The organism is Streptomyces sp. NPDC097619, assembly GCF_040302735.1.
Classification (GTDB): Bacteria; Actinomycetota; Actinomycetes; order Streptomycetales; family Streptomycetaceae; genus Streptomyces.
Genome location: NZ_JBEOSD010000015.1, coordinates 20,604 through 33,088 on the forward strand (window position 1 = coordinate 20,604; position 12,485 = coordinate 33,088).

At 73.1% G+C, this 12,485-nt stretch carries 13 protein-coding genes; 5 read left to right on the forward strand and 8 right to left on the reverse strand.

Features of this window, described 5'->3' with window-relative positions; genetic code table 11:
• Positions 1 to 212: 212 nt before the first annotated feature.
• Positions 213 to 1,181, reverse strand: a complete 969-nt coding sequence (locus ABTZ17_RS06565; protein ID WP_352194390.1) for a diacylglycerol/lipid kinase family protein — start codon at positions 1,179 to 1,181, stop codon at positions 213 to 215.
• Positions 1,182 to 1,252: 71 nt separating this feature from the next.
• On the opposite strand from ABTZ17_RS06565, the gene ABTZ17_RS06570 reads away from it, so the two are divergent.
• Positions 1,253 to 1,720, forward strand: coding sequence for a hypothetical protein (locus ABTZ17_RS06570; protein WP_352194391.1), 468 nt, complete (start codon positions 1,253 to 1,255; stop codon positions 1,718 to 1,720).
• Positions 1,721 to 1,831: 111 nt separating this feature from the next.
• Here the strand turns inward: ABTZ17_RS06570 and ABTZ17_RS06575 are convergent, their stop codons facing one another.
• From ABTZ17_RS06575 to ABTZ17_RS06585, 3 genes are all read right to left on the reverse strand, one after another.
• Positions 1,832 to 2,722 (reverse strand): RNA polymerase sigma factor SigF, encoded by an 891-nt coding sequence (locus tag ABTZ17_RS06575; protein WP_352194440.1) that lies wholly within the window; start codon positions 2,720 to 2,722, stop codon positions 1,832 to 1,834.
• 77 nt (positions 2,723 to 2,799) lie between these two features.
• Positions 2,800 to 3,213: an ATP-binding protein gene (locus ABTZ17_RS06580; protein ID WP_352194392.1), complete on the reverse strand. Its 414-nt coding sequence runs from the start codon at positions 3,211 to 3,213 to the stop codon at positions 2,800 to 2,802.
• 194 nt (positions 3,214 to 3,407) lie between these two features.
• Complete coding sequence (locus ABTZ17_RS06585; protein ID WP_352194393.1) at positions 3,408 to 3,668, reverse strand: UBP-type zinc finger domain-containing protein; 261 nt, start codon at positions 3,666 to 3,668, stop codon at positions 3,408 to 3,410.
• Between the two features lie 66 nt (positions 3,669 to 3,734).
• Between ABTZ17_RS06585 and ABTZ17_RS06590 the strand changes: the two genes are divergently transcribed.
• Complete coding sequence (locus ABTZ17_RS06590; protein ID WP_352194394.1) at positions 3,735 to 5,333, forward strand: Na+/H+ antiporter; 1,599 nt, start codon at positions 3,735 to 3,737, stop codon at positions 5,331 to 5,333.
• A gap of 38 nt (positions 5,334 to 5,371) precedes the next feature.
• Here ABTZ17_RS06590 and ABTZ17_RS06595 read toward each other — a convergent pair whose 3' ends face one another.
• From ABTZ17_RS06595 to ABTZ17_RS06610, 4 genes are all read right to left on the reverse strand, one after another.
• Entirely contained in the window at positions 5,372 to 6,295 is a 924-nt protein-coding gene (locus ABTZ17_RS06595; RefSeq protein ID WP_352194395.1) for a 1-aminocyclopropane-1-carboxylate deaminase/D-cysteine desulfhydrase, read from the reverse strand.
• Positions 6,296 to 6,398: 103 nt separating this feature from the next.
• Positions 6,399 to 6,989, reverse strand: a complete 591-nt coding sequence (locus ABTZ17_RS06600; protein WP_352194396.1) for an N-acetylmuramoyl-L-alanine amidase — start codon at positions 6,987 to 6,989, stop codon at positions 6,399 to 6,401.
• Between the two features lie 153 nt (positions 6,990 to 7,142).
• Positions 7,143 to 8,333, reverse strand: coding sequence for a globin domain-containing protein (locus tag ABTZ17_RS06605; protein WP_352194397.1), 1,191 nt, complete (start codon positions 8,331 to 8,333; stop codon positions 7,143 to 7,145).
• Between the two features lie 166 nt (positions 8,334 to 8,499).
• Complete coding sequence (locus tag ABTZ17_RS06610) at positions 8,500 to 8,967, reverse strand: RrF2 family transcriptional regulator (protein ID WP_352194398.1); 468 nt, start codon at positions 8,965 to 8,967, stop codon at positions 8,500 to 8,502.
• 224 nt (positions 8,968 to 9,191) lie between these two features.
• Between ABTZ17_RS06610 and ABTZ17_RS06615 the strand changes: the two genes are divergently transcribed.
• The 3 genes from ABTZ17_RS06615 (at position 9,192) to ABTZ17_RS06625 (ending at position 12,438) form a co-directional block, all read left to right on the forward strand.
• Positions 9,192 to 10,604, forward strand: coding sequence for a family 2B encapsulin nanocompartment shell protein (locus ABTZ17_RS06615; protein WP_352194399.1), 1,413 nt, complete (start codon positions 9,192 to 9,194; stop codon positions 10,602 to 10,604).
• A 23-nt stretch (positions 10,605 to 10,627) separates the two neighbouring features.
• Positions 10,628 to 11,662, forward strand: a complete 1,035-nt coding sequence (locus ABTZ17_RS06620) for a family 2 encapsulin nanocompartment cargo protein polyprenyl transferase (RefSeq protein ID WP_352194400.1) — start codon at positions 10,628 to 10,630, stop codon at positions 11,660 to 11,662.
• 167 nt (positions 11,663 to 11,829) lie between these two features.
• Positions 11,830 to 12,438, forward strand: coding sequence for a GNAT family N-acetyltransferase (locus ABTZ17_RS06625; protein ID WP_352194401.1), 609 nt, complete (start codon positions 11,830 to 11,832; stop codon positions 12,436 to 12,438).
• Positions 12,439 to 12,485 lie beyond the last annotated feature (47 nt).

A 12,485-nucleotide genomic window follows, 5' to 3' on the forward strand; every position in this document is an offset into this window, starting at 1 on the left:
TGATTCGTGGAGGGGTTCTGGCGGTCTCAGTGGGTGCCGGGTTCTGCGGGCTGTCCCGATCGCCATGTAGAGATTCGCAAACCTCGGACGGGGATACAACCCCTTCCGGAAAGTTTTTTTTGATTCGTCGGTGTCGACTAGGTCACAGCCGTACTTCTAGGGGGTGGATCCGCGCCTAAACGTTCGACTGAAAGGACTAACGGCCCTTCCACTCACACAATCACACGCAGTGCACGGCGTACGCCTGTGAACCGCACGCTGGTGCGCAGTCCGAGGTGGTCGCCGTCCATCTGGAAAGGAAGCGGCGCCTTCGAATGCAAGGTGAAGTCGGTCAGATCGTGCAGAGAGACCGCGTGCTTGCCGTGGGGACCCCGCTCAGGAGACGAGGTCAGCAGCTGGGTGGCGTACCGGGCGATGGCCGGAGTTGACAAACGGCTGAGGCCCAGTACGTCAAGTGCGGTATCGAACGACGCCTCCGGAGAGGCGTAGAGCGGCCGGTTCCCCAGATACGTCCAGGGGGAGGTGTTGCAGACTATCGAGAGCACCAGATCCGTCACGGGATCCGCGCCGGGACGTTCCAGCGTCACCATTCCGTGACGTCGGTTCGGCTCTTCCAAGAACTGGCGCAGCAACTGTCGTACATAGAGGGCGTGCGTCGAACGCTTGCCGCGTTCCCGCTGCTGCTCGACCCGGCCCACCACACCCGCGTCGAATCCGAATCCCGCGCAGAAGGTGAACCAGCGTTCGGGCACCGATTCGTCCTCGGTGCCGGGCGCTCCCGAGGCCAGTCCCAGCCCGACGGTCCGCTCCCGGCGTTCCCGCAGCGCGTCCAGCAGGGCGCCCGTCGCCTCGACCGCGTCGTTCGGCAGCCCCAGGGCGCGGGCGAAGACGTTGGTGGACCCGCCCGGCACCACGGCCAGTCCCGGCAGGCGGTCCGGATCCGGCCCCTCGTGCAGGAGGCCGTTCACGACCTCGTTGACCGTGCCGTCGCCGCCGAGGGCCACGACCAGGTCCACGTCCCCGCCCTGCGCGGCCCGCCGGCCGAGGTCGCGGGCGTGCCCGCGGTACTCGGTGGTCACCGCCTCCAGCTTCATCTCGCTGGCCAGGGCGTGGATGAGGACGTCGCGCACGCGCGCACTGGTGGTCGTTGCCGCCGGATTAGCCACGAGGAGTGCACGCATGGGCAGCAGCCTACCCACCCCCTTCCGGTCACCCCTACTGCCGTCCCCCCGGCACTGGCTACCCTGCTGGAGTGAGCAGTAAGCAGACTCCCCCCGCGTCCGCCGCCGATCCCGCCCCGGTCGGGCCCGTCCCGCGCCGCCTGACCGCGGCCGCCGCGGTGACCGCCCTCCAGGGGCTGGCCCTCGCGGGCCTCGGCCTCTACATCCTGGTGATGGGGCTGGTCGGCGACCCCGATTCGGCCCGCCAGGCCGAGACCGGCGGGCTCACCCTGCTCGCGCTGGCCGCGCTCCCGCTGGTGGCGGCCCGCGGGCTGCGGCTGCGCCGCCGCTGGAGCCGGGGTCCCGCCCTGATCACCCAGCTGATGGCGCTGCCGGTGGCGTGGACCTTCTTCCACGCGGGCGGCGTCGCGATGACCGCGGGGGCGGTGGCCCTGGCCGTCGCGGCCGTCGCCGTCTTCGTCCTGCTGCTGCACCCGGAGGCCACCGAGGCCCTGGGCATCGCCCCGGCCGCCGGGGACGCGCCGCTCCCGAAGAAGTAGCGGGCGGGCCGACGAGCGGGGGACGGGGGTAGGGGGCACCCCCTGTTCCGCGTCCCGTTCCGCGGTCCGTTCCGTGTCGGGTCGCCCCGCCCTGCGGCGGGGGCCCGTTCCCTACTCCTCCACGAGGAGCTTCTCCCGCAGCTGCGCCAGCGTCCGCGCCAGCAGCCGGGAGACGTGCATCTGCGAGATGCCGACCTCCTGCGCGATCTGCGACTGGGTCATGTTGCCGAAGAAGCGCAGCAGCAGGATCCGCTTCTCCCGCGGGGGCAGCCCCTCCAGCAGCGGCTTCAGGGACTCCCGGTACTCCACCCCCTCCAGCGCCTCGTCCTCCGCGCCGAGGGTGTCCGCGACCGCCGGGGACTCGTCGTCGGTGTCCGGCACGTCCAGCGAGAGCGTGCTGTAGGCGTTGGCGGACTCCAGGCCCTCCAGCACCTCCTCCTCGGAGATTCCCAGCCGCTCGGCCAGCTCGTGCACCGTGGGGGAGCGGCCGTGCAGCTGGGACAGCTCGGCCGTGGCCGTGGTCAGCGACAGCCGCAGCTCCTGGAGCCGCCGGGGGACCCGGACCGCCCAGCCCTTGTCGCGGAAGTGCCGCTTGATCTCCCCGACCACCGTGGGGGTGGCGTACGTGGAGAACTCCACCCCCCGGTCCGGGTCGAACCGGTCCACGGACTTGATCAGCCCGATGGTGGCGACCTGGGTCAGGTCGTCCAGGGGCTCGCCGCGGTTGCGGAACCGGCGGGCCAGGTGCTCCACCAGCGGCAGGTGCATCCGCACCAGCCGGTTGCGCAGCTCGGCCCGCTCGGGGGAGCCGTCGGGCAGCTCCCGCAGCTCCAGGAACAGGGCCCGCGCGCCGCTGCGGTCGCGGGGATCGTGCTCCGCCTGCTGTCCGTGCTCGTTCTCGCTCATAGGGCCCGCCCGTCGCTCCGCCGAGTCCAAAAAGCCGTCGTCCGGCGGGTGCGGCCGGGCCTGCTGCCCCGGGATGCCGCCCTCCGGCTCCGGCACCTGCTCCTGGGGAGCCTCGCGCCCGCCGCCGGGTGCGGCCCGGGGGTGCTCCCCGTCCCGCACCGGGATCTCCCCGCTCACGCCGGGCCTGGACCCGCGCCGCGCTGTTTGTGGAGGCTGATGCTCACCGTGCGGTCCTCCGCCACCGTGGACTCGACCTTCCCGGCCAGCGCCGACAGCACCGTCCAGGCGAAGGTGTCCCGCTCCGGCGCCCTGCCGTCGGTGGTCGGGGCGGACACGGTCACCTCCAGCGAATCCTCCACCAGCCGGAACACGCAGCTGAGGACGGAGCCGGGCACGGCCTGCTGGAGCAGGATCGCGCACGCCTCGTCCACGGCGATGCGCAGGTCCTCGATTTCGTCGAGGGTGAAGTCCAGCCGGGCCGCGAGGCCGGCCGTGGCCGTCCGCAGCACCGACAGATAGGCACCCGCGGCCGGCAGCCGGACTTCCACGAAGTCCTGGGTCCCGGGCTCGCCTGCGATCTGGGACACCCTCACCTCCAAGGTGGTACGAGCTCTGTTCGCCGGTGACGCTATCGCGATACGGGCGATCGTGTCGCGGCGCCCCCGTTCCGCGACAGTGACTGATGGTAAGCCCACGGGCACGCACAGTCGCTAGGCCCTTGCGGCCTCAAATCGGGGGAACCGGCGGAGGGTTGACCTACCCCCCTGCCGGCGGTCGAACCTCAGACGAGCGAACCGTCCACGAAACACCAGCGCCAGGTCTCTCCGGGCTCGTGGCTGCGCATCACCGGATGGCCGGTGCTGCGGTAGTGCGCGGTGGCGTGGCGGTACGGGGAGGAGTCACAACAGGCCACGTGTCCGCAGTGCAGGCACATCCGCAGTTGCACCGGGTGGCTGCCCGTTTCCAGGCATTCCGGGCAGGTCATCGACCGTGGCGCCGGTTCGGGGCGCGGCAGTTCGGGAACGTGCGTGCACTCGCTCATGATGGCCAGGTTACGACGCCCGGCCCGGTGGGGGCGGCGCGAGCGCGAGGGAGGAAGGCCCGCTTCATGGAGGTATTGCCGCTGGTGGCGCTGGTGGCGGGCTGCGCCGTGGTGGCGGGCCTGGCCCGCCGCACCCCGGTCCCGGCCCCACTGCTGCTCGTCGCGGCCGGACTGGCCGCCGCCTACGTGCCCGGGGTCCCGGAGTACGCCCTGGACCCGCACATCGTGCTGCCCCTGCTGTTGCCCCCGCTGCTGTACACGGCGGCCGTGGACAGTTCCTACCTCGACCTGCGCGCGAACGTGCGGCCGGTGGCGCTGCTGTCGGTGGGGTACGTGCTGTTCGCGACCCTCGCCGTGGGGTACGCGGCGTACCTGGTGGTGCCGGGGCTGCCGTTGACCGCGGCCCTGGTGCTGGGGGCGGTGATCGCCCCGCCGGACGCCGTCGCGGCCACCGCCATCGCCCGCAGGCTGGGTCTGCCGCCCCGGATCACGACCATCCTCCAGGGGGAATCCCTCGTCAACGACGCCACCGCGATCACCGCCTACAAGGTGGCGGTCGCGGCGGTGGTCGGCGAGGGGGCGGGCTGGGCGGGCGGCATCGCCGAGTTCCTGCTCGCCTCGGTGGGCGGGGTGGGCGTGGGCCTGCTGCTGATGGTGCCGATCCACCACCTGCGGACCCGGCTGAAGGAGCCGCTGCTGCAGAACACCCTCTCCCTGCTGATCCCCTTCGTGGCGTACGCGGCGGCCGAGCGGGTGCACGCCTCCGGGGTGCTGGCGGTGGTGGTCGTGGCCCTCTACCTGGGGCACCGGGCCTGGCAGGTGGACTTCGCCACCCGGCTCCAGGAGGAGGCGGTGTGGAAGATGGTGGCCTTCCTGCTGGAGTCGGTGGTCTTCGCGCTGATCGGGCTCCAGCTGCCGGTGGTGCTGGAGGGGCTGGGACGGTACTCGGGGCCGGAGGCCGTCTGGTACGCCGTGGCGATCTTCCTGGCGGTGGTCGTCGCCCGCTTCGTGTGGGTGTTCCCGGCGACCTTCCTGCCCCGGGCGCTGTCCGAGCGGATCCGGGACCGGGAGCCGGACACCACCTGGAAGGCACCCGTGATCGTGGGCTGGGCCGGGATGCGCGGGGTGGTCTCGCTGGCCATCGCCTTCTCGATCCCGCTGACCGTGGACGGCGGGGGACCCTTCCCGTACCGCGACCTCATCCTCTTCCTGACCTTCACCACCGTGATCGGCACCCTGGTGGTGCAGGGGCTGACCCTGCCGCCGCTGATCCGAGCCCTGCGGCTGCCGGGTCGGGACGAGCGGGCCGCCACCCTGGCGGAGGCCCAGGCGCAGAGCCAGGCCTCCCGGGCGGCGGAGGAGCGGCTGGAGGAACTGCTGGCCGATCCCGCCAACGAGCTGCCGCAGCCCCTGGCGGAGCGGCTGCGGACGGTGCTGGAGCGCCGCCGCAACGCCGTCTGGGAGCGGCTGGGCGGGGTCAACCCGCAGACCGGGGAGTCCGCGGACGACGTCTACCGCAGGCTGTCCCGAGAGATGATCTCGGCGGAGCGGGAAGTGTTCGTCGCCCTGCGGGACGCCCGCCGCATCGACGACGAGATGCTGCGGGTGCTGCTGCGCCGGCTGGACCTGGAGGAGGCGGCCGCGTACCGCGAGGGCACGGCCTGAGCCTCCCCCCACACACGAGGGCGCGGGGGAGGGCGCGGTCAGAGGGGAGGTCCGGTGAGCACCGCCGCGAGGGTGGTGCCCGCCGGGAACTCCCCGGCGGCCGTCAGCTCGGCCAGGGCGTGGAGGAGCTTGGCCACGTAGACCCGCTCCAGCGGGATCCCGTGCCGGTCCTCGAACCCTTCCGCGAAACGCAGGAGTTCGGGGGTGGACCGGGCGAACCCGCCGTGGTGGAAGCGTTCCTCCAGGGTCCAGTTCGGCAACGGCGCCCCGAAGGCGGCCGTTTGGAAGGAACGTATCTCCGCGGCGAGGAAGGACCCCTTGAGGACCGAGACGCCCAGGGCCCGCTGACCCGGTCCCAAGCCCGCCGACAGCCCCGCCAGGGTGCCGCCCGTCCCGCAGGCCAGGGCCACCACCCCCGCGTCCGTCCCCGCCAGCTCCCGGCCCAGCTCGGCGCAGCCCCGCACGGCCGCGGTGTTGCTGCCGCCCTCGGGGACCACGTACGCGCCGAGCGCCCCCGCCCCGGCGAGCAGCGCGTCCCGGCCCTCGGGCGCGGACTTCGTCCGGTACGCGGAACGGGTGACGAAGCTCAGCCGCATCCCGTCGGCGACGCAACGGGCCAGGGAGTCGTTCAGGGGGCGGTCGGCCAGCTCCTCCCCGCGCACGATGCCGATGGTGGCGAAGTCGAGCAGCCGCCCCGCGGCCGCGGTGGCGCGCAGGTGGTTGGACCAGGCACCGCCGAAGGTGACCAGCTCCCGGTGGCCCCCGGCGGCGGCCGCCCGCAGGTTGGGGCCGAGCTTGCGCCACTTGTTGCCGGGGATCTCCGGGTGCACCAGGTCGTCCCGCTTCAGCAGCAGCCGCACCCCGTGGCGGGCGAAGAGCGGGTCGTCGAGCTCCCGCACGGGCGAGGGCAGGCGGGGGCGGAGGGCGGCGAGCGGATCGGGGCCGGCGTCGGGCTGGGTCACCCGTCCATTGTCGGGTGCGGACCCCGGCGGGGCCCGGAGGCCCGGAGCGCCCGGAGGCCGCGGCGGGCCCCGGGAGCCGGGCCGTCCGGCTCCCGGGCGCGGGTCACTTCAGCCGCTCGTGCACCCGGTCCCGCAGGGACTGCATGGTGAACCCGCGGGGGTCCACCTTCCCGGGCTGCCATTCGCGGTGCCCGATCACGGACCGGGCGGTCCAGCCGTGGTGGCGGCAGATCGCGGCGGCGGCCCGTGCGATGGCGTCGAGCTGCGCGGGGGGCCAGGGGTCCTTGCCGTCGCCGAGGTTCTCGCACTCGAAGCCGTAGAAGTAGCGGTTGCCGTCGGTGCTCGACTCGTTGTCCGGCGGCAGGGCCCGCTCCAGCCGGACCGCCGTCAGCACGTCCGGGTCCCCGCCGCCCGCGTGGTTGGTCCGGCCGTAGCCGACCAGGTGCACCCGGCCGTCCTTGGTGATCACGCCGTGGCAGAGCGGGCCGGGCAGGGAGGCGTGGCCCTCCCGGCAGATACGGACGGTGTCCGCCGAGCCCCGGGTGACGGTGTGGTGGATCATCACCCCGTGGACCGGGCCCCAGGGCCCCTTGTGATTGCGGTTGCGGTGCTGCCAGTCGCCGACCCCGACGACGGTGAGCCCCTCGTTGACCAGTGCTCGGTGGAATTCTTCCGCGGACATCGGTGCTGCCACGGCCGTTCTCCTTCGCGCGCGCGACGGCCGCCTGTCGCGGCCGCCCGTACCGGGGGTGTACCGGAACGTCCCCTTCGGCGCCAGCCTTTTCGTACGGTGAGCGAGCCGATCCGGTCACCTGCTGTGACCGGATCGGCGGGCCCGGGCGGTGTCTCAGGAGGCGGCCAACCAGAGGTCCGGGCCGAACACCTCGTAGTGCACCTCGGCCGCGGGGACCCCCTTGGCGAGCAGCTGCGCCCGCACCTCCCGCATGAAGGGGAGCGGGCCGCAGAGGTAGGCGCGGGTGCCGGGGGCGATCGCGACGTCGGAGAGGTCCACCCGGCCCGCGCGGTCGCCGGGCTCCGCGCCGTCCTCGTACCAGAAGTGGGCGGTGCCGGCGGGGAGCTTGTCGGTCAGGGCCCGGTGGTCGGCGGCGAGGGGGTGGTCGGCCGGGCTGCGGTCGGCGTGCACCACGGTGACCGGGGCGGTGTGCCCGGTCCCGGCCAGGTGCTCCAGCATCGACAGCATGGGGGTGCACCCGATGCCCGCGGAGGCGAGCAGCACCGGGGCGGAGTCCTCCCGCAGGACCAGGTCCCCGTACGGGGCCGAGAGCCGCAGCCGGTCCCCGGGGCGGACGTGGGTGTGCAGCCGGCCGGAGACCTCGCCGTCGGGGCCGGGACCGCCGTGGACCCGCTTGACGGTGAGGGAGCGGGTGGCGGAGCCGGGGGCGCAGGACAGGCTGTACTGGCGGATCTGGCGGGCCCCGTCGGGGAGTTCGACCTGCACCGAGACGTACTGGCCGGGGTGGAAGTCGGGGGCGGGGGAGCCGTCGGCGGGGATCAGCCGGAAGGTGGCGCAGTCGGCCGTCTCCTCCGTGCGGTCGACGACCTCCCACTCCTGCCAGACCTCGCCGGCCGCCGCCTGCCGGGCCGCGTAGAGCTCCGCCTCGATGGCGATGAGGGCGTTGGCCATCAGCCAGTAGACCTCGTCCCAGGCGGCGGCCACCTCCGGGGTGACGGCCTCGCCGAGCACCTCGGCGATGGCGGCGAAGAGGTGGGTGTGGACGATCGGGTACTGCTCGCGCGTGACGCCGAGGGAGGCGTGCTTGTGGGCGATGCGCCGGAGCATCACGTCGGGGCGGACGTCGGGTCGGTCCACCAGGTGCACGGCGAAGGCGGCGATGGAGCCGGCGAGGGCCCGCTTCTGGAGACCGGCGGCCTGGTTGCCGCGGTTGAAGAGGTCGCGGAGCAGCTCCGGGTGCGCCTCGAAGAGCTTCGCGTAGAACAGCTCGGTGATCTCGCCGATCGCGGCGCCGACGGCGGGCAGGGTGGCGCGGACGGTCTCGGCGGACTTCTCGGACAGCATCGGGGCTCCTCGCGGGTTAATGTGCATATGAGAGTCGTATTTTGAGGCGAGCGACGGCCGCCGCGGTGCGGACATTCGTTCGAGTGGCGTGTGCGATCGACCCCAGGTCGCCCAAGGGCCCGGCCGGTATCGGCCAACAGGCCCTGACCGACGGGACTTCGGTCCCCTACTGCACCCCCGGCGGGCCGCCGGGCGACGGACCTCCGGTGATCCCCAGCAGCAGCGGTCCGGTCGGCGCCGCCACCAGCTCCTCCACGGTGAGCGGATCGAGTGCCGCGAAGAACGCCTCCTGGGCCCGGCGCAGCGCCCCGCGCAGCACGCAGGCCGAGCGCAGCGGGCAGGGGGTGGCGCCCTCGCACTCGACCACGTCGCCCGCGCCCTCCAGCTCCCGGACCACCCCGCCCACCGAGGCGGCGCGTCCGGTCGGGGTCAGGGCCAGGCCGCCGCCGCGGCCCCGGCGGGCCTCGACCAGCCCGAGGTGCTGCAGTCGGGCCACCACCTTGGCGGTGTGGGTGTAGGGGACCCGCATCGTCTCCGCCACCTCGCGGGTGGTGGGCAGGTCCTTCTCCGCCTCCGTCACCGCCAGGCGCATCAGCACCCGCAGGGCGAGGTCGGTGAACCGGGTCAGTCGCATGGCGACCACCGTAGGAAAGTTGCATCCACGATGCAACTTATGGCCCTCCGGGATGTGGCCGAAAATATGCCCACCGCACCCCCGGTCGGCAGGTTCGGGGTGAACCCGGAACGCTGCCCACACCCACACGGATCAGTCCCACCCTTTTGTGTAATGTTCCGATCACCCGCTGCACTGACAGGCTTCCTCCCCGAAGGTCATTTTCATGATCGAAAGGGAATGAGATGTCGGTCCAGGCAGGTTCCGAATCCCGCGAGGCCCAGGCGCCGCCCCAGCGCAGTCTCGGCACCGCGGCCGCGCGGAACTTGGCAACCACCACCAAGTCCGTACCGCAGATGCAGGAGATCACCTCCCGGTGGCTCCTCAAGCAACTGCCGTGGGTCTCGGTGCAGGGCGGCACGTACCGGGTCAACCGCCGGCTCAGCTACGCGGTCGGCGACGGCCGGGTCACGTTCATCAAGACCGGCGACCAGGTCCAGGTCATCCCCGCCGAGCTCGGCGAACTGCCGCTGCTGCGCGACTACGACGACCTGGACGTGCTGACCGAGCTCGCCCAGCGCTGCCGCCAGCGGGACTTCGCCGCGGGCGAGGAGCTGACCTCCTTCGGCAGCCCCGCCGACTCCGTCTTCCTCCTCGCGCACGGCCGCGTCGAGCAGGTCGGCCCCGGCCCCTACGGGGACGACGCCGTGGTCGGCACCCTCGCGGACGGCGCCTACTTCGGCGACGACAGCCTCGTGGATGCCGACGCCATCTGGGAGTTCACCGCCCGCGCCGCCACCTCCGGCACCGTGCTCGTCCTCACCCGACAGGACTTCGGCCTCCTCGCCGACCGGGTCGAGTCCCTCGCGCAGCACGTGGAGCGGGTCCGTTCGCTGCCCGCCCAGCGCACCAACAAGTACGGCGAGGCCGAGATCGACCTCTCCGCCGGCCACACCGGCGAAGCGCTGCTGCCCGGCACCTTCGTGGACTACGACGCCGCCCCCCGCGAGTACGAGCTGAGCATCGCCCAGACCGTCCTCAAGGTGCACACCCGCGTCGCGGACCTCTACAACCAGCCGATGAACCAGACCGAGCAGCAGTTGCGGCTCACCGTCGAGGCCCTGCGCGAGCGCCAGGAGTACGAGCTCGTCAACAACCGCGAGTTCGGCCTCCTCCACAACGCCGACTACGACCAGCGGATCCAGCCGCACGACGGCGCGCCCACCCCCGACGACTTCGACGCCCTGCTCAGCATGCGACGCGGCTCGAACCTCTTCCTCGCCCACCCCAAGGCCATCGCCGCCTTCGGCCGCGAGTGCAACAAGCGCGGGATCTACCCCACCCCGGTCCAGGTCGGCGACCACCACCTGCCGGCCTGGCGCGGGGTCCCGATCTTCCCGTGCAGCAAGATCCCCGTCTCCGACGCCCGGACCACCTCCATCCTCTGCATGCGCACCGGGGAGTCCGACCAGGGCGTCATCGGCCTGCACCAGACCGGCATCCCGGACGAGTTGGAGCCGAGCCTGTCCGTCCGCTTCATGGGCATCAGCGAGCAGGCGATCATCTCCTACCTGGTCACCGCCTACTTCTCCGCCGCCGTGCTCGTCCCCGACGCGCTCGGTGTCCTGGAGAACGTCGAGATCGGCCGCTGGAGCTGACGAGAGGAGGGGGTGGGGGAGCCGTGACGCTCACCGAACCGACCACCGAGGGGCACGAGGCCGCCGCCCTGCTCGCGCAGACCCGGGAGGCCGTGGACCCGGAGCTGCGCCGGGCCGTCCAGGGTCTGCCCGGCGGCCTGCGCAGGGTGGCCATGTACCACTTCGGCTGGGAGGACGCCGACGGCACGCCCTCCGGCGGGCACGCGGGCAAGGCCATCCGGCCGGCCCTGGTGCTGACCGGGACGCGGGCCCTCGGCGGCCGACCGGAGACCGCGGTCCGGGCCGCCGCCGCGGTGGAGCTGGCGCACAACTTCACCCTGCTCCACGACGACGTCATCGACGAGGACGTGCGGCGCCGCGGCCGCCCCACGGCCTGGACGGTCTTCGGGGTGCCGGACGCCGTCATCGCCGGGGACGCCATGCAGGCCCTGGCCCTGCGGCTGCTGGCGGAGGACCCGCACCCGGCGGCCGCCCGGGCCGGCTCCCGGCTCGCCGCCTGCATGATCGAACTCTGTGCCGGTCAGCAGGCGGACTGCGCCTTCGAACGGCGCAGCGAGGTCACCCTGGACGAGTGCCTGGCCATGGCCATGGCGAAGACGGGCGCCCTGCTCGGCTGCGCCTGCGCCCTGGGCGGGCTGTACGGGGGAGCGGACGAGGAGGCCGCGGACGCCCTGGACGCCTTCGGCCGGGAGGCCGGCCTCGCCTTCCAGCTGATCGACGACCTGCTCGGCATCTGGGGGGATCCCGAGCACACCGGCAAGCCGGCCGGGGCGGACCTGCTCGCCCGGAAGAAGTCCCTGCCCGTCGTGGCCGCCCTCACCTCGGGCACCCCGGCGGGCGCGGAACTGGCCGCGCTCTACGCCGGTCCGATGACCGCCGAGGACGTCCGGCGGGCCGCGGACGCCGTGGAGGAGGCCGGGGGCCGGGACTGGGCCCAGGTGCACGCGGCGGACCGGATGGCCCGCGCCGTGCAGCAGCTCTCCCGCGCCGTGCCCGACGTGGCGGCCGCGGGCGGACTGCTGGCCCTCGCGGAGTTCGTCACCCGGCGGACCCGGTAGGCGGGGGTGGTGCCCGCGGGGTGAGAGCAGGGGAGTGAGGGGAGGCGAAGGCCCGTCCGGACGCCGGTCACCGACCGGTTCGAGCCATCCGGACGGGCCTTCGTGCCGCCCGAACCCTAGGATCCAGAACCATTGTTGACCGACTCTCAAGTGATGGGCGGCAGTCAGTGGGACTGGAGATACGACAGGCCGGGCAGGACGACCGGGACGCGGTGGCGTCCCTGCTCGACGTGGCCTTCCGCGAGGACCCCGTGAGCAGCTGGGTCTTCCCCGACCCGGACCACCGGGCCCGGGTGCACGGGAAGTTCCTCGGCGTGTTCGTGGACGTGACCCTGGCCGAGGGCCGGGTCGACTACGCGGCGGACGGTTCGGCCGCCGCCCTGTGGCTGCGGATCCCGGCCGGGGAGCCGGAGGGCGAGGACGAGATCCCGGCCCTGATGCGGCGGACCGCCGACCCCGACAACGAGCGCTGCGAGCTGGTGGGACGCTTGACCGGTGCGGTCCACCCCACCGCCGAGGAGCACGAGTACCTGCTGATGATCGGGGTGGACCCGGACCGCCAGGGCCAGGGCCTCGGCACCGAACTGATGGCGCCCGTCCTGGAGCGCTGCGACCGGGAGGGCGTGCCCGCCTACCTGGAGGCCAGCAGCGAGCGCAGCCGCGAGCTGTACGAGCGGCTCGGCTTCGCCTTCACCGGGACCGCGGTGCGACTCCCCGAGGGCCCGCTGATGTGGCCGATGTGGCGGAAGCCGCAGCCGCTGCCGGCCGGGGCCTGAGACGGCGCGCGCCGTGCCGACGGGCCGGGGCCCGGCGACACGGCGCG